This window comes from [Bacteroides] pectinophilus (assembly GCA_025146925.1).
Lineage (GTDB): Bacteria > Bacillota > Clostridia > Lachnospirales > Lachnospiraceae > Bacteroides_F > Bacteroides_F pectinophilus.
This window is the reverse complement of record CP102260.1, coordinates 408,875-427,512: the sequence shown is the minus strand read 5'-3', so window position 1 is coordinate 427,512 and position 18,638 is coordinate 408,875. Positions and strand designations below refer to the sequence as shown.

The 18,638-nt window shown below is 43.4% G+C and carries 24 protein-coding genes; 6 read left to right on the top strand and 18 right to left on the bottom strand.

What is annotated here, in order from left to right:
* Positions 1 to 11: 11 nt before the first annotated feature.
* From NQ488_01955 to NQ488_01945, 3 genes are read right to left on the bottom strand one after another with little or no spacing between them, the layout of a single operon-like run.
* Entirely contained in the window at positions 12 to 1,178 is a 1,167-nt protein-coding gene (locus NQ488_01955) for an aminotransferase class I/II-fold pyridoxal phosphate-dependent enzyme (GenBank protein UWN96097.1), read from the bottom strand.
* The gene (locus tag NQ488_01950; protein UWN96096.1) at positions 1,175 to 1,657 is read right to left on the bottom strand and encodes an Lrp/AsnC family transcriptional regulator; all 483 of its coding nucleotides are present in this window, start codon (positions 1,655 to 1,657) and stop codon (positions 1,175 to 1,177) included. Before NQ488_01950 ends, NQ488_01955 begins: the two co-directional genes overlap by 4 nt.
* Before the next feature lie 22 nt (positions 1,658 to 1,679).
* Positions 1,680 to 2,597: an AIR synthase-related protein gene (locus NQ488_01945; protein ID UWN96095.1), complete on the bottom strand. Its 918-nt coding sequence runs from the start codon at positions 2,595 to 2,597 to the stop codon at positions 1,680 to 1,682.
* A 209-nt stretch (positions 2,598 to 2,806) separates the two neighbouring features.
* Between NQ488_01945 and NQ488_01940 the strand changes: the two genes are divergently transcribed.
* The gene (locus NQ488_01940) at positions 2,807 to 3,403 is read left to right on the top strand and encodes a hypothetical protein (GenBank protein UWN96094.1); all 597 of its coding nucleotides are present in this window, start codon (positions 2,807 to 2,809) and stop codon (positions 3,401 to 3,403) included.
* Positions 3,404 to 3,411: 8 nt separating this feature from the next.
* Here the strand turns inward: NQ488_01940 and NQ488_01935 are convergent, their stop codons facing one another.
* From NQ488_01935 to spoVT, 15 genes are all read right to left on the bottom strand, one after another.
* On the bottom strand, positions 3,412 to 4,125 hold the full coding sequence (locus NQ488_01935; GenBank protein UWN96093.1) for an exonuclease domain-containing protein: 714 nt from the start codon (positions 4,123 to 4,125) through the stop codon (positions 3,412 to 3,414).
* A gap of 33 nt (positions 4,126 to 4,158) precedes the next feature.
* Positions 4,159 to 4,884, bottom strand: coding sequence for a tRNA (guanosine(37)-N1)-methyltransferase TrmD (trmD, locus tag NQ488_01930; GenBank protein ID UWN96092.1), 726 nt, complete (start codon positions 4,882 to 4,884; stop codon positions 4,159 to 4,161).
* A 16-nt stretch (positions 4,885 to 4,900) separates the two neighbouring features.
* Positions 4,901 to 6,136, bottom strand: coding sequence for a GDSL-type esterase/lipase family protein (locus tag NQ488_01925; protein ID UWN96091.1), 1,236 nt, complete (start codon positions 6,134 to 6,136; stop codon positions 4,901 to 4,903).
* Between the two features lie 12 nt (positions 6,137 to 6,148).
* Positions 6,149 to 8,263: a glycoside hydrolase family 13 protein gene (locus tag NQ488_01920; protein ID UWN96090.1), complete on the bottom strand. Its 2,115-nt coding sequence runs from the start codon at positions 8,261 to 8,263 to the stop codon at positions 6,149 to 6,151.
* A 377-nt stretch (positions 8,264 to 8,640) separates the two neighbouring features.
* The gene (ftsH, locus tag NQ488_01915; GenBank protein UWN96089.1) at positions 8,641 to 10,461 is read right to left on the bottom strand and encodes an ATP-dependent zinc metalloprotease FtsH; all 1,821 of its coding nucleotides are present in this window, start codon (positions 10,459 to 10,461) and stop codon (positions 8,641 to 8,643) included.
* Between the two features lie 40 nt (positions 10,462 to 10,501).
* The gene (gene hpt, locus NQ488_01910) at positions 10,502 to 11,026 is read right to left on the bottom strand and encodes a hypoxanthine phosphoribosyltransferase (protein UWN96088.1); all 525 of its coding nucleotides are present in this window, start codon (positions 11,024 to 11,026) and stop codon (positions 10,502 to 10,504) included.
* Entirely contained in the window at positions 10,953 to 12,509 is a 1,557-nt protein-coding gene (gene tilS / locus NQ488_01905; protein UWN96087.1) for a tRNA lysidine(34) synthetase TilS, read from the bottom strand. The genes hpt and tilS overlap by 74 nt, the downstream gene beginning before the upstream one ends.
* Before the next feature lie 73 nt (positions 12,510 to 12,582).
* A complete protein-coding gene (locus NQ488_01900) occupies positions 12,583 to 13,677 on the bottom strand; it encodes a SpoIIE family protein phosphatase (protein ID UWN96086.1) in 1,095 nt (364 codons plus the stop codon).
* 180 nt (positions 13,678 to 13,857) lie between these two features.
* The gene (locus NQ488_01895; protein UWN96085.1) at positions 13,858 to 14,196 is read right to left on the bottom strand and encodes a septum formation initiator family protein; all 339 of its coding nucleotides are present in this window, start codon (positions 14,194 to 14,196) and stop codon (positions 13,858 to 13,860) included.
* On the bottom strand, positions 14,135 to 14,587 hold the full coding sequence (locus NQ488_01890; protein ID UWN96084.1) for a spore cortex biosynthesis protein YabQ: 453 nt from the start codon (positions 14,585 to 14,587) through the stop codon (positions 14,135 to 14,137). Before NQ488_01890 ends, NQ488_01895 begins: the two co-directional genes overlap by 62 nt.
* Complete coding sequence (yabP, locus tag NQ488_01885) at positions 14,584 to 14,871, bottom strand: sporulation protein YabP (protein UWN97082.1); 288 nt, start codon at positions 14,869 to 14,871, stop codon at positions 14,584 to 14,586. The genes NQ488_01890 and yabP overlap by 4 nt, the downstream gene beginning before the upstream one ends.
* Before the next feature lie 67 nt (positions 14,872 to 14,938).
* Entirely contained in the window at positions 14,939 to 15,178 is a 240-nt protein-coding gene (locus tag NQ488_01880; protein UWN96083.1) for an RNA-binding S4 domain-containing protein, read from the bottom strand.
* Between the two features lie 101 nt (positions 15,179 to 15,279).
* Positions 15,280 to 15,555 carry an HU family DNA-binding protein gene (locus tag NQ488_01875; protein ID UWN96082.1) on the bottom strand — a complete coding sequence of 92 codons (276 nt, stop codon included), beginning with the start codon at positions 15,553 to 15,555 and terminating at the stop codon, positions 15,280 to 15,282.
* Positions 15,556 to 15,729: 174 nt separating this feature from the next.
* Positions 15,730 to 16,227, bottom strand: a complete 498-nt coding sequence (locus tag NQ488_01870; GenBank protein ID UWN96081.1) for a nucleotide pyrophosphohydrolase — start codon at positions 16,225 to 16,227, stop codon at positions 15,730 to 15,732.
* A gap of 37 nt (positions 16,228 to 16,264) precedes the next feature.
* Entirely contained in the window at positions 16,265 to 16,822 is a 558-nt protein-coding gene (spoVT, locus tag NQ488_01865) for a stage V sporulation protein T (GenBank protein UWN96080.1), read from the bottom strand.
* A 257-nt stretch (positions 16,823 to 17,079) separates the two neighbouring features.
* Between spoVT and NQ488_01860 the strand changes: the two genes are divergently transcribed.
* From NQ488_01860 to NQ488_01840, 5 genes are read left to right on the top strand one after another with little or no spacing between them, the layout of a single operon-like run.
* A complete protein-coding gene (locus NQ488_01860; GenBank protein ID UWN96079.1) occupies positions 17,080 to 17,298 on the top strand; it encodes a helix-turn-helix transcriptional regulator in 219 nt (72 codons plus the stop codon).
* Positions 17,299 to 17,312: 14 nt separating this feature from the next.
* Entirely contained in the window at positions 17,313 to 17,543 is a 231-nt protein-coding gene (locus NQ488_01855; GenBank protein ID UWN96078.1) for a DUF1819 family protein, read from the top strand.
* 11 nt (positions 17,544 to 17,554) lie between these two features.
* A complete protein-coding gene (locus NQ488_01850; GenBank protein ID UWN97081.1) occupies positions 17,555 to 17,794 on the top strand; it encodes a DUF3791 domain-containing protein in 240 nt (79 codons plus the stop codon).
* Positions 17,791 to 18,252, top strand: coding sequence for a DUF3990 domain-containing protein (locus tag NQ488_01845; GenBank protein UWN96077.1), 462 nt, complete (start codon positions 17,791 to 17,793; stop codon positions 18,250 to 18,252). The genes NQ488_01850 and NQ488_01845 overlap by 4 nt, the downstream gene beginning before the upstream one ends.
* Positions 18,253 to 18,257: 5 nt before the next feature.
* Positions 18,258 to 18,470, top strand: a complete 213-nt coding sequence (locus NQ488_01840; protein ID UWN96076.1) for a DUF3791 domain-containing protein — start codon at positions 18,258 to 18,260, stop codon at positions 18,468 to 18,470.
* The last annotated feature ends 168 nt before the right edge of the window (positions 18,471 to 18,638 follow it).

Here is an 18,638-nt window from a genome sequence, read left to right as displayed (position 1 = left end):
CATCAAACCCATCATTCGGTCTGAAGTTTATTAATAAATCTCTGTAATCGCTCTAATCCCTTTTTCAAATCAGTAAGTGAATATGCATAAGATATTCTCAGGAAGCCCTCTCCGCAGTCACCGAATGCCGTTCCCGGAACTACAGCAAGCTTCTCCTCTCTAAGCAGCCTGCTGGCGAATTCATCTGATGAAAGTCCGAACTTCTTAATTGATGGGAATACATAAAATGCTCCAAACGGTTCAAAGCATTCAAGTCCCATTCCTCTTAATGCATCTATCAAAAATCTTCTTCTCTGGTCATATGCTTCTACCATCTTTGCGACTTCATCATCGCAGTTCTTAAGTGCTTCGACAGCAGCGAACTGACTGTTGGTAGGTGCACACATAATTGCGAACTGATGAAGCTTAATCATCTGGTCCATAATCATCTTAGGTGCTATAGCATACCCCAGTCTCCATCCTGTCATTGCAAATGCTTTTGAAAAGCCGTTAATCGTGACAGTTCTGTCATGCATCCCCGGAAGGCTTGCTATCGATACATGCCTGCCCTTATATGTCAGCTCCGCATATATCTCATCAGAGATAACGTACAGGTCATGCTCTATAATAACCGGTACAAGCTCCTCAAGTTCTTCCTTAGTCATAATTCCACCCGTCGGATTATTCGGGAACGGAAGCACCAGAATCTTAGTCTTGTCTGTTATACTCTCTTCAAGCTCCTTTCTGGTAAGCTTGAACTCATTCTCTTCCTTGAGATTAATTATTACCGGCTTGGCATCTGCCATAACCGCACATGGCAGATACGATACATAGCTTGGCTGTGGAATAAGCACTTCATCTCCCGGATCTACCATTGCACGAAGTGCAAGGTCTATTGCCTCGCTTCCACCGACTGTTACCATAATCTCATGAACAGCATCATAATGCAGGTCATATTTTCTTGAGATATAATTGCCAATCTCAATACGCAGTTCCTTAAGGCCCGCATTAGCAGTATAGAACGTTCTTCCTCTCTCGAGTGAATATATGCCCTCTTCCCTTACGCTCCACGGAGTGTCAAAATCAGGCTCACCAACGCCAAGAGAAATAGCATCCTGCATCTCACTTACAATATCAAAAAACTTTCTTATTCCTGAAGGCTCAATCTGTGTGACCTTCTTTGCTACAGGGTTTCTCATGGTGTCACCAGCATCCTCTCATCTTTGTCAGGCACATCAAGAACCGTGCCGTAATCTTTATATTTTTTAAGAATAAAATGTGTTGAAGTGCTAAGAACAGATTCAAGCGGTGCAAGCTTGCTCGAGACAAACTGTGCTACGGACTTCATTGTCTTACCCTCGATAATTGCAGTAAAGTCAAATCCGCCAGACATAAGATACAGTGATGTAATCTCCTCGTAATTGTAGATTCTCTCTGCTATACTGTCGAATCCTACGCCGCGCTGTGGAGTTACCTTAATCTCTATAAGTGCAGTAACCTTCTCATCGCTTGTGTTATCCCAGTTAATCAGTGTATGATAGCCGCATATGATATGCTCTTTCTCCATATCTGCCATCTCATTAGCTATTACAGTCTCATTCGTTCCAAGCATTGTCGCCATATCTTTAATATCAATACGGCCGTTTTTTTCAAGCATATTCAGGATCTTCTCTCTCATTATCCTTCTCCATTCTATTATATTAAAGCTGTATAAACCTTTCTGATTCCTCATTACGCGGTACATCCAGATAACGCACCTCATCTTCAAGATGCATCATCTTAGCCTTCTCCTTAGTTGTATGCCCGATAACAACAGCGTCATAGCCATTCTCATTAAGTACATCAACTATACCACATCCATCTTCAGCTGTCATCAGCATACATCCCGTAGATGATAACTCATAAGGATTAATATCAAACAGCTCGCACATCTCGATTATCTCCTGCTTTACAGGAATATCTCTGAGATTAATATCAAAACCACATCCATTATCCGCTGCCAGCCGCCACAGTGCTGCGTATATACCGCCATCGCCTGCTGCCACAAGGTATGATGCTCCTGCCCCTGCTGCAAGTGACGCCCTGTCTGCGACAGACAGCTTCCCCGCGTCTGCAGCCGCCGCATTAATGACACTGTCAGCATAGACTTTCTTTGCCTCATCCATATGCGAATCCAGCACATTCATTATGCCTGACATTCCGATACTTCCTGATGCGATTATATCAAGATTACCGCCCGCCTTTTGCATACCGGCAGGCATTTCCTCACTGCTTCTGCCAAATGCACTTGCTGTTATAACAGGCTTCCGTATGTGCTGAGATGTACTGACCGCAACATCCTCAATATGTGTCCCACACGTTCTGCACTGCGCATCTATATCTGCAATGAGCTTTTTGAGTAACTTCTCATCATAGCTGTCAGGGATTGTAACCGCCGCATTAATGCCTTCCGGCTCCCCGCCGCGGCACGCAAGAGCATTACATGCATCAATAACCGCATATCTTCCATTGCTGACTGCTGATAATATGCCCTGGCTGCCTGATCTGTATTCAGTTATATTCTTAAGAACGCTTCTTCTGAAAACTGTATCCGAGAGCATACTATCACTATCCTCCATTCCTGCGCTACTTTATGCGCATCTCAGGTTCGTGCATAAGCATTGTAATTGACAGCTGTACAGTACAGGTATTACAATATTCCAAGTACTGAGCTTAACACAAGCGGTGCTACCATCGCTATTATCATTATAGATATTACTACAACTAGGATTTTTTTATTCTTTATGCTTGTAAAATTAATCATAATTTTCCTTTCAGGAGGCTTTCGATGATATTTATTATTGTTCTGATTCTTTCACTTGCATTCACGGCTTTTGTAAAATACACTTACCGCCGTGACAGATTAACCGAATCGGCTTATCTTGAGCGTGAATCCAGGGCCAACGCCACAAGACGGCAGAGCCTTGATTCTCTTGATTATATCACAATCCCGCTTGATTCCCTACCATTTTTTTCAAATCCCTCAAAAGAAATTGCTTCCTGTCAGGAAACAATCAGGCATCTCGCATCATGCAGGATAGTAAATCTTCAGGGAATAACCAACACAGACCTTAAGCTTACTTACGGTGCTGCCAATCTGCCCGCACTCTCTGAGTATGATAATAATTATGCATCACTTACCGGCACCATAGTAAAGTGGGGTGAGCAGCTCATTAATGAAGGTCATGTTGAAGAAGCTGTCCGCGTCCTTGAATTCGGAATCGAATGCGGTACTGACACAAGCAGCAACTACATTCTGCTGGCATCCTGCTATATAAAAAACGGAGATTCAGACAAATTCAACAATCTCCGTAACCGCGTTCATATGCTGAACACTCCGATGAAAAAGTATATTCTCAAAAAAATGGATGAGCTGAATGCCTGACCACGTACTTAATATACCGGGATTCTGCCATACTGTCCGATAATACCATCAATCATGCGTGAGGCCTGGCTCTTTGTCATACTGTCTATTGGAACTGTTACCGCCACATTATGGTATTGAGCAAGTGCCGTAAGGTATTTTTTCTGTGCCGGCGTTATCGGCGAATCCTTCTTAACGCTATAATTAAGAACCATTGCCTTATTGAACATCTCATCTTCCGGATTAACAGCATACAGTGCGTAATACAGCTTCGATGCACTTATCGCATCATCAAGCGCCCTGTGGCTCTTGCCCGGGTCTATCTTAAAATGCTCACACAGCGCCGGAAGATTCTTATGCGGAACATCCGGGAGAATTCTTCGCGCAATCTTAAGCGTGTCAATTCCTTCTTTTGCATATTCCAGCTTACTGTTAGCTGCTGCTTTTTTTATGAAGCTGTAATCAAATATCACATTGTGTCCGAGAATCGGAACATCCTTTGTATATGCAATCATATCAGCAATTATATCGGCAATTACCGGTGCACCCGCAACATCTTCATCTGTAATGCCTGTGAGAGACGTTATTCTCGGACTTATTGATATCTGTGGATTGACAAATGTTGAAAATATGCTCACGACACGTCCACACTCCACTTTTGCCGCCCCTACCTCAATTATCCTGTCCTCAGCAGGATTGGTTCCGGTTGTCTCCAGATCTATGGCAACATATGTATCTATCATACCTTTGTATTCCCTGTCTAGTCTATATCACTCTTATCTCTTTTTCTTACCTGCTGTATCTTCCGGATGTTCCTGTCTGTACTTTTCGTACAGATCCGGTCTGAACTTTTTAGTTCTCTCAATTGACTGTTCAAGTCTCCATGCTTCAACCTTAGCATGGTCACCGCACAGAAGAACCGGCGGAACTTTCCTGCCCTCGAATTCCTCAGGTCTTGTATATTGCGGATACTCAAGAAGATTGTCGTGGAAACTTTCAAACTGAGCTGACTCATCGTTATTAAGCACACCCGGCACAAGTCTCGCCACGGCATCCATAACAACCATAGCCGGAAGCTCACCGCCTGTCAGAACATAATCACCTATAGATACATAATCCGTAACTATCATCTCAAGCGCTCTCTCGTCAATACCTTCGTAATGTCCACACAGGAATACAAGTTCATCCTCCTGCGCAAGCTCCCATGCCATCTGCTGGTTAAACACCCGTCCCTGCGGTGTAAGATACACAACCCTCGGCTTCCTTCCTATGCTCTCTTCAACCGAACGATATGCCGCACATACCGGAGCAGCCTGCATAAGCATTCCTGCCCCGCCTCCATATGTGTAGTCATCAACCTTCATATGCTTATTGGTTGAAAAGTCCCTGATATTCACAGCATCAACAGAAAGCTTTCCTTTGCTGATTGCCCTCCCCATAATACTTGTATTCATCCCGTCAAGTATCATCTGTGGAAACAATGTTAATACATGAAAATTCATCTCACGTGCTCCGCTCTTACTTAGTCATCTCTGCAAGCGTATTCAGAAGGAATCCGTAATACTCATTCTTAAGGTTATATCCATTGCCTGTCACTGCCGAATTAAGATATCCCGAAGAATCCTGGAATGCAGAATTAATATCCGTAAATGTTGCCCCTGATGTTGCCGCAACCTCTTTTAACTTTGCATTAAGTGCCTCAACATTACTCATTGTAATGTAAATGCTGCTCTTGCTCTCACATGCCTTTGTTATAGGTGTTACAGAAACAAGATATATCTTTGCTGCTGGAACTGTCTGCTTAATCTGTGTAATAAGACTTGCAAAATCCTGTGCAATTGAGTCTACAGTCTTGGAGTTGTAGTTAAGATCATTAAGTCCAAGCATGATATAGACCTTCTCAGGATTAGATGATGCAAGCTGGCTCACCTTATCCGCTGCTTTTGATGCAGTAAGATTAGTATCAGCTATTATCTTATCTGAGCCCAGATACTTATAGTATTCCATTCCCGATACAATTGTATCGCCAATAAATACACTCTTGCTGTATGATGCCTCACTTGTAAAGTCCTCAGCCGCAGCCGTCTTAGTAGTGGATACAACTCCTCCCGCTGCCTGTGTAGCTGCCTGTGTCGTCTGCACTTCTGTCGATGCCTGTGTCTGAGTCTGGGTATCAGCTCCCTGTGTTACCTGAAGCGGTCCCATTGAAGGCTTTGAATAGAGTGACTCTTCCTCCTGCTTCTTGTCATTGGCACATGAACGGACACTGAATGCCACTATTACCACAAGAATTATAATTGCGATACCGCCGAATATATAGTTCTTGTATTTGTTCCATGTACGCATCTTCTTATTCAGCTTAATGTCGGTAAAACGACTGTCATCCGCCTCATCAAGAGGTATATATCTGCGTCCTTCAGCTCTCTTCGCCTGTGCGCCGGGATTAGGCATTCTTCTCGGTCTGCTCTGTCCCGGTCCCGACTGTCTCTGAGGGCTTCTTCCCTGTCCGTCAGCGTTTCTCTCTCCGCTCTGCTGTCCCTGTTGACGTGGGCGTCTCGCCGCGCCCGAAGATGCGCTTCCTGCGCCCTGCTTTGCCTGCTGTCCCTGCGGGCGCTGACGTCTCGGTGTTCCCGATGAAGGTGGGACTGACTTAGCAAGTCTTCTCGGCTCTCTCATTCCGTCAGCCTTAGGCCTGCTCTCCTGACCTGCCTGTGAATTCTGTATATTGTTTAATTCGTTATCTCTCTTATCCATATATTCTCCAATCTAATACTGTATCTTTCTTAGTATTACCGCAGATGTTCTTCTTAATCCAAGATCCAGATATCCCCCCGGCACACTGTATCCAAGACGTTCCGTGCTATATCCGCCATCATACGTAACAAGCACCTGCTCCACATCATCATGCGAAGTAAGTCCTGTCTGCCATGCCGGTATATTCACACGCCGCTCGTCATCACCGTTGTTAATGACTACGATAACCACATCATCCTCGCAGAATCTTCCATAGCATATAAGATTATGTTCTGCGACAAGCATCTTATATGATCCATGCATAAGTGCAGGACTTGATTTGTGCACAGCTATTATATCCCTGTGAAATGCTATAAGTTCCTTGTCTTCATGTCCCCACGGATATGTTCTTCTGTTATCAGGATCGGTCCATCCACATACACCGGCTTCATCACCATAATATATCGTCGGTGCGCCCGGCCATGTCATCTGAATAACTACTCCCTCCATAAATACGGCTTTATTGACGCCCTGGGATGCAGCATCCGAACCTTTTGATGCAAGCCTGCCGACAGTCCTGTTAGTCCTTGTAAGAAATCTTGAATGATCATGGTTAGACAGTTCATTCATGGCAATACCAACTGCCTGTCCTCCCATTCTTGCCATATTGTGATTCATTACGCCAAAGAAATTGTCTACATTGCCAAGCATATCCTGCCTGAACTCATCGCTGTGCTTCTGCATTCCTGTAAGAAACCATGTAACAGGTTCCATAAATGCATCGTAATTCATTATGGTATCCCACTGGTCACCCTGCAGCCAGTCATATGAATCTCCATAATTCTCAGCAAGAATAAGCGCATCAGGGTTGGCTTTCTTCACGACATTACGGAACTTACGCCAGAACTCATGGTTGTACTCCGTACCATATCCAAGGTCTGCCGCCACATCAAGTCTCCAGCCGTCGACATTATACGGTGCCGATACCCACTTAGCTGCTATTCTCAGTATATATTCTTCAAGTTTTGGTGATCCCTGATAATTAAGCTTCGGAAGCGTATCATTGCCCCACCAGCTGTCATATGAATTATTATCAGGCCATGTATCCCCGTAGAATTTGAAGAAGTCATGGTAAGGGCTGTTGCGGTCTACATATGCCCCCTTCTCATAGTTCTCCTCTGATGCATAATATATATGTTCTCTGTCAAGCCATTTGTTGAACGAACCGCAATGATTGAAAACTCCGTCAATAATGACCTTCATATTCCTTCTGTGCGCTTCGCTCACAAGCTGCGCAAAGAATTCATTGCCTGCTTCGAGATTATTCTTTCCCGTAACTCTCTTTATATATCTTGAAGCCTTTGTATTGTCATTATCCCCCTCGTCAAGCAGGCTTCCGCCATCATCTGTAATCCTGCCGATATGTGGGTCTATATAATCATAGTCCTGAATATCATACTTATGATTAGACGGTGACACAAATAATGGATTAAAATATATTACGTCAACACCGAGATCCTGAAGATAATCAAGCTTATCCATAACGCCCTGAAGATCACCGCCATAGAAACGGCGCACATCCATCTCATTAGGTCTTGAATCCCATTCCTCTACACGTTCAACATGCTGACCGATATATGCATATTCATTAGTAAGCACATCATTGGTCTTATCCCCATTACAAAAACGGTCAACAAAAATCTGATACATGACAGCACCCTTAGCCCACTGTGGGGTCTTAAAGCCCGGCATTATCTGAAAATTGTAGAATGGGTTAAGATCTCTCATAACGCCAATCTGGTTATAATAACATACAACCTTTCCAACACGTACTTCATAGTAATAATAAAGCTTCTCACTTCCGACATTAATATCTGCCTCATAGAAGTCAAACAGCTCATTAGAAAATGTCCTGTGCATGGCAATTCTGTTATTGTTAACCACAACGCAGGCCTCGTCGATGTTGTATCTTGCTGTTCTAAGCCTAAGCTTCACATTCTCATCCTTATCAGGCTCTGGTGGAATTCTGTATTCCGGACCTGCATCACTGAATATGGCATGTATATTAAGTATAGGCTTAACATTCATGAGATAATTAAGTCTCTTCTCACAAACCGTCATGCCATCAAAATTCTTAGTAATTCGCATAGATCGGGACCGCTCTCCTTCCAAAACTACAACATATACAGATTAATTTTATAACGAAACGGGGGATAATTCAAGGGAAAAAGTAACTTGTAAAAAAGACTGTGTAAAAAGACTTGTAAAAAAGCATGCAAAAAAACATGCAAAAAGGACAGCGTTGCAGGCTGTCCTTTTTGGAGAAGGTATTTCACTTATTATGGGGTGTAATATATAAATAATGTATTGGGGGGTTTTTACGATATTTATTATAGCATCGCGCCTACTGTAAGTGGTCACAAATGTAACAAAATTTGACATATTTTTTTGTACAAAATGTCGAATTTGTTGTATACACTCAAATACATATGACCTGTTGCAATACCTGCCAATACATTTTTATGTTAAAACAGCGCCTCAAATTCTTCCCTTGTAACTTTTTCTTTTTCTATAAGAAGCTCCGCACATCTGTCGAGAACATCGCGGTGCTTTGCAATTATATCCGATGCCTGCTTATAGCAGTCGTCTATTATCTCCTTGACCTCATCATCAATCCTGCCTGCTACAGCCTCACTGTAAGGTCTTGCATGTGCAAGGTCTCTTCCGATGAATACCTCATCACTGTCATCATCATAATTAATAAGTCCAAGTTCCTTGGAGAATCCATACCTGGTCACCATTGAACGTGCAGTCTGTGTCGCCTGCTTAATATCCTGTGAAGCTCCTGTTGTGATATCATCAAACACAAGCTCTTCAGCGACACGTCCGCCAAGGCTTACAATTATATTCTGAATCATCTTGCCCTTAGTGTTGAACATCTCATCTTTTTCAGGGAGCGGCATTGTATATCCTGCTGCCCCAAGTCCTGTAGGTATGATTGATATTGTATGGACAGGGCCGACATCAGGCAGAACATGGAACAGTATTGCATGTCCGGCCTCATGGTAAGCCGTAATCTTCTTCTCTTTTTCCGATATAATTCTGCTCTTCTTCTCAACACCGATGCCAACCTTGACAAATGCATAATTAACATCTGAATTACTTATATATCTGCGACCGTTCCTAGCTGCATATATTGCAGCCTCATTAAGCAGATTCTCCAGATCTGCTCCGGTAAAGCCTGCTGTTGTTCTCGAAAGACTGTCAAGATCAACATCATCTCCAAGCGGCTTCTTACGTGCGTGAACCTTAAGTATCTCAAGCCTGCCCTTAACATCAGGTCTTCCCACGACAATCTTACGGTCAAAACGTCCCGGACGTAAGATTGCAGGATCAAGGATATCAACACGGTTGGTTGCTGCCATTACGATAATGCCTTCATTAACGCCGAATCCGTCCATCTCAACAAGCATCTGGTTGAGTGTCTGCTCCCTCTCATCGTGTCCGCCGCCCATTCCGGTTCCACGCCTTCTTGCGACCGCATCTATCTCATCGATAAATACTATACACGGAGCGTTATGCTTGGCATCGTCAAAGAGATCCCTGACTCTTGATGCACCTACACCAACAAACATCTCAACAAAATCAGAACCGGATATACTAAAGAACGGCACTCCCGCCTCTCCCGCTACTGCCTTGGCAAGCATTGTCTTACCTGTACCCGGAGCACCTGTAAGTATTACACCCTTAGGTATTCTTGCTCCAAGATTAGTATACTTCTGCGGATCCTTAAGGAAATCAACTATCTCCTCCAGTTCTTCCTTTTCCTCATCAAGTCCGGCAACATCGCTGAACTTAACAAGCTTGTCAGGATTAATAATCATCTTGGCACGGCTCTTTCCAAAATTCATCATCTTGGCATTGCTTCCGCCTGATGCCTGCCTTGTCATCATAAAGAACAGGAATATCACCACAATAAGTGACATTGCACATGGCAGAAGAATTGAAAGCCATGAGTTCTCAACCTTGACATCCCTCATCTGGTAACTAACCCCATTGGAATTAAGCAATTCCTGTATTGCATTGACATCTGACACATACATGACTCTGTCAGCACCATCTGATGATGACTTAAGAGTTACCGTAAGCTTTCCCGTAGGGACCTGCTCATTCTGCTGAATAATTATGTTGTTTATATTATCATCTTCAATATCCTCAGTCAGCTGCTGATACGAATACTGCGTACGCTCATCCGACCTGGCCCCGCGTAATGAGAATACTGCACATGCAGCTATAAGAAGTATCACGAGATACAGCCACATGCCATTAAATCTGTTATTATTCATCTGATTCTCCTCTATCTGACATTTCTATATACGGCATATCTTAATCAACGAACTCAATTACACCTATGTACGGAAGATTTCTGTATTTCTGATCATAGTCAAGTCCATATCCCACTACAAACTTATCGGGTATGTCAAACCCGTTATAATCAACATTCACATCTGCCTCACGCCTGTCCGGCTTATCAAGCAGTGTACAGATTTTAAGTGATGCCGGTCCCATCTTCTGAAGATAAGGTACGAGTCTGGACAATGTATTACCCGAATCAATTATATCTTCGATTACAATTACATCTCTTCCTTCAATACTCTCATCAAGTTCTTTTTTTATCTTAATATTGCCGCTTGAGACCGTACCTGAGCCATAGCTTGAGACCTGGATAAAGTCTATCGTTACCGGCATCGTAAGTCTCTTGGCAAGTTCACATGTGAAGAACAGGCTTCCCTTGAGTATACATATAAGATGCACGTCACGGCCTTCATATTCCTTATTAATCTGCTCTGCTATCTCTGCTATTCTTGTCTCCACCGCCTTCTGGCTGATTAATTCTGATATCTTCTCCATCGTCTCCTCCTGATTCATTCCCGACACTTATCATTGCTGTATTTATTGTCGTATCCTGCGCTTTATAACGCTCACTCATTCTGAATCCGACTATCCATACGATTTCATTGCCGTCTGCCACAACAAGCACCCTGTCTCTGTATTCTGCGGGTATCTTCTGTTCAATCATGAACCTGCCAAGCTTCTTGCTCCGTCCATCACTGTACACGCAGATAAAGTCCTCTTCCTGTCTTGTTCTTAATTGCAGATTAAATTTTATTTTATCATAATCAATTAATTTCGTATAGTCATTTTGTTGGAATGAATGTGCATTTTTTTGCAAATTAATACGATCAGCCGCATACCATCCGTTTTTTGAGTACCAGCGGCCATCATGTTCATCCACGCCGCCGTTTTGCCCATCGCACTTCATATCAGCTTTTTGTATTACTATTTCAGAATACCTGCGCCTTGCCTTAAGGCCATACGGAATATCCACACTGCTTCCGGTTCCGGCCTCGATAAGCGCTTCAACACTTTCCACATGAACCGCGCATATATCCTTGGCCGCTTTAGCTTCTGATGCTATAGCCATGTGCACTACATATTTTCTTATAATCCTGTCATATTGTGAAAGCCTTACTGCATCTATTACAGTCTCACGCTCACGCACATCTGCGCATTGGGCAAATGCAGCCTCGGCCTGCCTGTTTATATAATCCTGCGCTTCTTTCGCAAATGCTGCCGCAGACGCTATATTGCTTACCGCATTGGCATTCACCATGTCATTAAGCATTGGAATAATCGTATTGCGCAGGCGGTTTCTGGTATAATCATTGCCAAGATTGGTACTGTCCGTGCAATATTCCTGATTATGCCCGCGAAGCCACTCTTCTATTGCCGCGCGCCTCACACAAAGCAGCGGTCTTATTATTGTATACCCTGTTCTTACGCCATCACAGGTGCCATACATAACATTCACAGGTGACATTCCCGCAAGCCCCTTAAGCGCACTTCCGCGCACAAGATTATGAAGAACCGTCTCTGCCTGGTCATCCATGTGATGCGCAAGCGCAACTACCACACGCCTGCCTGTCTGTCCCGGTATCTGTCCTGATTCCCGGTCCACAGTCTTTTCTTTTTCTATCTCGGCACACAGCCTTGCAAATTCGTCCTGACGCGCATGCCTTCCTGCTTCCTCAGATGACATATGTGTCTCCTGCACAAGTGCCGGGACATCTATATGAACCGTCTTAAGCCTGATTCCAAGCCTGTCGCAGAGTGCTTTCGTAAAAAGCTCGTCATGCATTGCCTCTTCACCGCGTATGCCATGATTAACATGAAGTGCCCTAAGTTCAAACGCCATCCTCTCCTTTAGGCTGCCAAGCACCATAAGCAGGCTCACTGAATCAGCTCCGCCGGACAGTCCGACAACCACGCAGTCTCCTGCACTAATCATCTTATTTTCTTTTATGTATCTGCAAACTTTATCCGTAAAATCCACGTCAATCCCCATTCTGCTGTACCTAATCGCTGCGTATCCACACTCACTGCAAACATATTACTGCAACATATTATTACAGATTAATTTGTGTGTCAAATATCCCTGTGACTATCACACTCATATCATCCGTTATCCCAGTCTTTCCCTGTATTGCCGCCTCTATTATGTCACTTGCAATCACATCCGGCACGCGCACATCTATATTCTGTATAATCCTCACCATCTGTTCTTCCTTGTCATCTCCGTCAAGAGCCTCTATGACACCATCGCTGACCATTATTATATAATCTCCATCATACAGCTTTTTGGATGTTCCGTCGTAGTCCATCCTTTCAAGCACTCCTATAGGCAATGTTGTGGAACGGATTATCTCAACCCATCCGTCTCTTTTTATAAATGTTGACGCCGCACCAAGCTTTATAAATTCCGCTATTCCCGAATATCTGTCTATAAGGCAGTTATCAACAGTCACCGGATGGCATTCGCGCCTTCCTGCCGATATTGCAGCATTTATAAGCTCTATCGCAGCCCTTGCATCAAAGCCCGCATCAAGGCTCTGCTCAAGCAGTTCTATAACAACGCCGCTTTCACTCCTTGCCCTTGCACCGCTGCCCATTCCGTCCGCAATCGTAACCGCAAGTTTTCCACCGCTAAGATATTCAACCGAATAGTTATCCCCTGATACACCGTCCATATCAGAAGTAACAAAACATTTGCCGACTATCGTCTGATACCTTGGACTCTGCACAAATATATAATCATGATATGTCTCATTGACAAGCCTTCTGTTCACCTCTGACGGTTCAAAATCAATTCCAAGAATATTCTCCAGACATTTGCATATCTCCTTAGCACTTATATTGCCTTTTCTGGCAGTTCTTGCCTGCATTATTATCTCTATCGGCCTGTCATTGGCTGCCAGGACACACATATTTTTCACACGGATTCCCCTTCTTGCAAGCCTTTTTTCTATACTCCCCCTTACCTGCGGAGCCGGCTCCTTAAGCTCTTCCCCTGCATCAAGGCAGTGTTCAATCACTTCCGCCATTACCGAAAGTTCATTGGCTATCTCGCAATCGGCACATGATTCACTTAACCTTCTGAATGTTCTTGCTGATTCTTCCAGCTTTCCCTTTGAGTATGCAATCTTAATGTCATATGTCTCCATCTGTCAAACTCCAGTCTGCTTATAGTCGCTTATAGTCTTACCGGCGTATGTATTCCGCCGTTTTCTTCATGACATTATACAGTTAAGCGACTGCATGTTTTGTCAAAATGACTTGTGCTGCCTTTACATTTGGTCGACAAAAAACGCAGCCATGCGGCTGCGTCCTGTAATGCGCTTCAATTATCTGCCCGAACCTTCAGACCTGAAGATTATCTCATCAGGATATAACAGTCCAAACTTATTCTTGGCAATCTCTTCAACAAACTTCTTGGTTTTGACATATTTTTTGTATTCCTCAAGTGACTGGCTTCTGGACTCTTCCTCGGCAATCTGCTGTGACAGTTCTTCACGCCGCGAATTATATTCTCTTCCTTTGGCATCAAGCGATCTCTTGCCGGTAAACACAACAATACTCAGCACCAGCACAACCACAATTGCTGCTGCCATAGCCAGTATGTTAGAGCGTCTCTGTCTCTTCAGTCTCGCCTGTCTTCCCTGTTTTGTCTCGAACTTTCTCATCCAATGTCACCTTCACTTTAAAAATCCAACTTAATAACATTTTAAAATATCTTATTAACATTTTCAATGGAATCAGCAAAAAATTAATACATGCCGCAAGCATGTCAACAAGCCAGTTATGTGTTGCCACCCTGTATATCGCGGCTCCCATCGCAAATCCTGCAATCGAAAAACTTCTTATAATTCCGTCATTTATAAGAAATGTAACGTGAAATATCACAAATCCGCTGCACATCCAGTATACCATATCTTCTGCAAAAATCCACCGGACGCCCCTGTGGACAACAACCCTTCTGAATACCCTTATAATGTCATAGCATCCCGCAAGCACCATCCCCCACATCATGGAAGCAAGCAGATATCCCCACTCCCACGTTATCAGCGTGCTCACCCGAACAGCCTCGACATCACAGAACTGCCCTTCTTAGCATAGCTTTTGACATCCGAATACTGAATTGCATCTATACGCCCGTCAACATCCACTTCGCCTTTTTCCACCGACAGACGCCTTACATGAAGGTCATCACCATGTATTGTCATCATGCCGTAATCCGTCTCAAGGAGAACATTCTCAAGGTCAAATGAGATAACGTCATTAACACCGGTTATCCTTGCCTTCTCCCTGTTCTCCATATCAAGTGAATGCTTTCTTGCAAGCTTTGGCTTCTCATCCATCATAATCCCTCCGGACCAACATCTTACTATAAATATATACCTGTCCTTCCGGGATTATGAATAATTATCAGATATATTCAAACATATCCTTGGCTTCTTCTTTTTTAGTTGTGTCTCTTATATCCGTAACACGGACCTTTACCGACTTATTGCCGAACTGAATCTCAATCACATCGCCTTCTTTAACATCATATGATGCTTTTACGACCTTGTCATTGACAATAACACGTCCTGCATCACATGCATCATTAGCAACCGTACGGCGTTTGATAAGCCGTGATACTTTTAAATATTTGTCAAGTCTCATACTTACTCCGTTCCTGTCCATTCAATAATTGTAATAACATAAGATGCGCCGGAACAGGTGTCCCGGCGCATCTTTCATAAACTATAACTAATTCTGATGAATTACTTATTAACAGTATCCTTAAGTGCCTTACCAGCCTTGAACTTAGGAGCCTTTGTAGCAGGAATCTTAATAGCCTTGCCTGTCTGTGGGTTCTTACCTGTTCTTGCTGCTCTCTTGGCAACCTCGAATGTACCGAAGCCTACAAGCTGGATCTTCTCATCCTTCTTAAGCTCTTCTGCAACGACATCCATGAATGCCTTTAATGCCTTCTCGCTGTCCTTCTTTGTCAATTCTGACTTCTCTGACATTGCTGCAACTAACTCTGTCTTATTCATCTTAGTGAACTCCTCCTCATTCGGATTATAGTTATTATTTGTTGATACACGCCCAACTAGCTTAATTATACTATTTAAGCCCCTTTTGTCAAGAAGATTTGACATTTTTGTCAATACTTAACCGCGCATTTTACGCTTTTTTCAACATATTATATAAGTGCCGGCGGTATAGATTTATAACAGGCCTTTGTCCGTAAGCATCTTCTTATATCTGTCAAGCACCTGCGGCTCAAGCCTGCCATCGGATATCCACTGCTCATACTCACTTATGCGGTCAAGCTTCTCCTTCTTCTTAACATCATTCCACCTTGTATGTCCTGCTTTGGCATCGTTAAGCTGCCCTTCATCGCCAAATACATGCGGATGGCGTCTGACAAGCTTATGTCCCAGCTCGTCTATCACATCTTCAAGTGTAAATTCTCCATTTTCTTCAGCTATTCTTGCATGCAGAAGCACCTGAAGCAGCAGGTCTCCCAGCTCCTCCCGGAGATTAAGATAATCCCTGTTCTCTATTGCTTCAATTACCTCTTCACTCTCATCACGCAGACACCCTGTTATGCTCTCATGTGTCTGCTCGCGGTCCCACGGACAGCCGTCCTTGTCCCGTAACTTAGCTACGACATTTCTTACATCCTCAAAGCCATAGTGTTCTTTTATATACTGTTCATTCATTACTTATCCTCATTTCCGGTAGTATTATTATATTGTACTACGATTCCATCTGTTTGCCAAGAAATGCCGCTGCGGAATGTGCAAGCTTGCTCTCCGTCTCAGTACATCTGCTTCCTGCATCCCTGCTTGTGATTATGACTGCACCTATGGCATCGCCCTCACAAAGAATCGGGCTGACTGCCTGCCATGCATAATCTTCCTGATTGTCCGTCTGCCCTGCCGTAATGTCCACATACTCCTTGTCGGAGCGCTGTGTACAGAGATTCATCCTGTCTTCGATTACATTCTGAAGTCCTCTGCTTACTTCTTTTCCAAGGAGGCTCTTGCGGTCACCTCCCGACACTGCAATAACTCTGTCCCTGTCAGTTATACATACTATATGTCCTGATGTCTGTGCCAATGCATCAGCATACTGTCTTGCAAATTCACCAAGTTCACCTACAGGTGAATATTTTTTAAGAATAATCTCTCCGTCCGTTCCCGTGAATATCTCAACCGGGTCAGCTTCCCGGAACCTGAGTGTTCTTCTGATTTCCTTAGGTATGACTATTCTTCCGAGGTCATCTATACGACGTACGATTCCTGTTGCCTTCATAATCTTCCTCCAATTTTCTTCTATATATTAACTTTGGAGTTAGTATGTGGAAAAACATACAGAATTATTCGATTATTGTTCTATGTTTCTGACCTGGATGCGGCTTGAATTACAAAAACGAATTTCAAGTTCGAGCTTGCAGAATAGAAATCTGTAATTTTATTATCTCGGTTGTACTACTCGCACTTCTGTGCTATGATAGAGAAAGCAACGAGAATACTCAGCTTTGAGCAGGAATAATGGTGAGAGGTGACAATATGGCAGTATGCTACAAAAAGCTGTGGAAAATGCTGATTGATAAAGACATGATTAAAAAAGACTTACGTTTGCAGACTGGTTTAAGTACATCAACAATGTCGAAACTGTCGAAAGATGAAAATGTCAGCATGGATATTATAGAAAAGATTTGTACAGTGTTAAATTGCGATGTTGGAGACATCATGGAGTTCGTTCCTGATAAAAAAGAGGAACAGTAAGGAGGTACGGCATCATGGATCATTCTTATCCTTATATTGCGTCTTTAATCAGAGAACCGTTCCTTTTCTACGAGATGCGTTCTACCGCAAAGCTGATGAGCGAAGGACTTTCCGATGAAGCGATTGCCAATGCTTCCACCGGCGAGCGTGTGAAGCTGGACAAAAAGCAGACTGACATCGACCTGGACGACGGCGCGAAAAAGAATTATGCAATTTTCCGGGATGTTTTGGCTAAAATAAAGTAAAGGAGGGCTTGCTGATGGCAGATGATAAGATTAAAAATTCCAATGAGCTTGAGTTTGCCGTATTTTGCATTGAAAATGTTGCGGCAAAGCTGGGTGTGGATGCAGAACGTGTCTATCAGGCATTTACCGAAAAGAGTGATATTCTGAACGGCTATATTGTGCCGGAATATGAAGTGCTGCACACTCAGAGCCGGGAATATATCGTAGATGACCTCCTTGATGTGATGAAAGAAAGGGGTGTGGAAGTATGATTCTCTATCATGGCTCTTTTTTAGATATTGCACAGCCGGATTTGGTTCATTCCCGCCCCAACGTAGACTTCGGGCGTGGCTTTTATGTCACGCCGCTGTATGAGCAGGCTGCGAAGTGGTGTGGGAAATTCAAACGCCGAGGGAAAGACGGTATTATTTCAAAATATGAATATGATGAGAGCCGGGAAACGGAATTGAAAGTTTTGAAATTCGATTCTTATTCCGAGGAATGGCTTGACTTTATTTTGAATTGCCGTAGTGGAAAAGATATGACAGATTACGATCTTGTACTTGGCGGTGTTGCCAATGACAAGGTGTTTAATACTGTGGAGCTGTTCTTTGACGGACTGATTGATAAAGCAGAAGCAATCAATCGGTTACGTTATGAAAAGCCGAACATGCAAATCTGTTTCCGTACAGAAAAAGCACTGTCTTTGCTGCATTTTGAAGGGAGTTAAAGACTATGACCGCAAATCCGATTTTACTTCAGAAAAAATATAGCCGTGTGATTGAGTGCTTTGCAAAACAGCAGGGACTTTCACTGGATGCGGCGTTGGACTTTTTCTATCATTCCGAGGTTTATCAGCTGATACGGGACGGTGTATCAGATATGCACTGCATGAGTGACGCATATTTGGCGGATGAACTGGAGCTGGAATATCAGGCGAAAAATTAGTAATCGGGGCATATAGTGGTGAAGTTGATTTGTATGTCCATATTGATTGAGATCATGACCTCGTTGACCTCGATTATGACCTCAATGACCTCGATTATGCCGGATAACGACAATAAAATGCTGGATAACACTGAAAGGTGCCGGAATTCAAAAGTGATTGCACTGACC